Genomic DNA, 1,250 nt, shown 5'->3' with positions numbered 1-1,250 from the left:
CTGTGAAGGTGTTATTTTCGAATTTCCCCAAAAAAGTACGCTATTCTATGCAAATGACGTCCTACGTGAAAACACCGCATATCATTTTAAGAAAAGGTATTTAGAAAACGAAAAATCAACTCATCCGGCTGACGCGCCATTTCCCCTGTACAAGGATTCTCCCACCACAGAACGATAAAATTATTGAAGAGAATTATGAGCCTTACTTGACGAAACCAATGATAGGAAATTCATGTTGAGATATACATATTCATTATTGAAATTAGTAATAATAAAATGTATTATTGAAAAGCACTATTTATAATTCAAGTAATCAAGGCTATGTATCCACAATAATTTGAACATTCAGAAATTATAATATTATCTAAAAATGAGGTGAGATTAATAGAAAAAGTACATATTAAATGGTATGGATTGTATAGTTTAAATGATTTTTATAGTAGAGAAGAAGCTTTTAAGAAGGGAATATTTGCAATCTCTAGAGTATATGCTAAAAATGAAACATTGATCTATATAGGAAAAACCAAAAGAAGCTTTATACAAAAGATAAGGGAACTTAATAAGGATTGGACTTTTGATGAAAGCGAATTAAAGATTACATTAGGAATAATAGAGTTTCCTAGTGGTGAAAGTTACTCTGAAAAAAAGGTAAAAGAGATAAAATCCCTTCTGATTTTACGACATACCCCAGTAGAAAACAACACATCTTTATTGTACCATAGAGGGCAGTTTAATTTAAAAATTATAAATAAGGGAAGAAGGGGCTTAATTGTTAAAAAGATTTCTACAGGAGATCTAATGTGGACGTAATTGGAATCATCTTTGAATAAAATTGAAGGTTTCTTACGAACAGGAGTTTATCAATTTTTAATGTATTAAAATATTTTTGAATAACATATGTCAGATGCTTGAATCAACACAAATTTTATTATGATATGAAATCTTGTATGGGAATTGTGATTTATTTCCATCGTTTAATAAAAATATTAAGAATTATAAGAATAATGCATAAAGATTATAAGAGAAAATAAACTCGGGGGTTTAAAAAATGGGACAAGTAAGCAGGTTTCAAGAAAAACAACAAAATCGTCGTAAAAAGGTGGTTTTTAATATTGCATTTACTTTGGTATTAGTGACAGTTGGTATAGTGACATACCAGTTGTTTTCCCCTTCTGATACATCAAAGAAAGCAATTGCTCAAGAAAAGAAAGCAACAAAGATAGAAGAGAAGAAACGTAAAGAGAAAGAAG

Annotated in this window: 1 protein-coding gene and 1 pseudogene; both read left to right on the top strand. The window is 29.5% G+C overall.

All coding sequences use genetic code 11. From position 1 onward, the window contains the following. Positions 1 to 375 precede the first annotated feature (375 nt). The gene (locus tag GFJ36_RS16615; RefSeq protein WP_002004029.1) at positions 376 to 810 is read left to right on the top strand and encodes a hypothetical protein; all 435 of its coding nucleotides are present in this window, start codon (positions 376 to 378) and stop codon (positions 808 to 810) included. A gap of 238 nt (positions 811 to 1,048) precedes the next feature. After that, a pseudogene (locus tag GFJ36_RS16610) lies at positions 1,049 to 1,250 on the top strand (YrrS family protein); the annotation flags it as partial.

Source organism: Bacillus sp. EE-W1 (assembly GCF_009760835.1).
Lineage (GTDB): Bacteria > Bacillota > Bacilli > Bacillales > Bacillaceae_G > Bacillus_A > Bacillus_A wiedmannii.
This window is presented reverse-complemented; position numbering and strand designations above follow the sequence as displayed.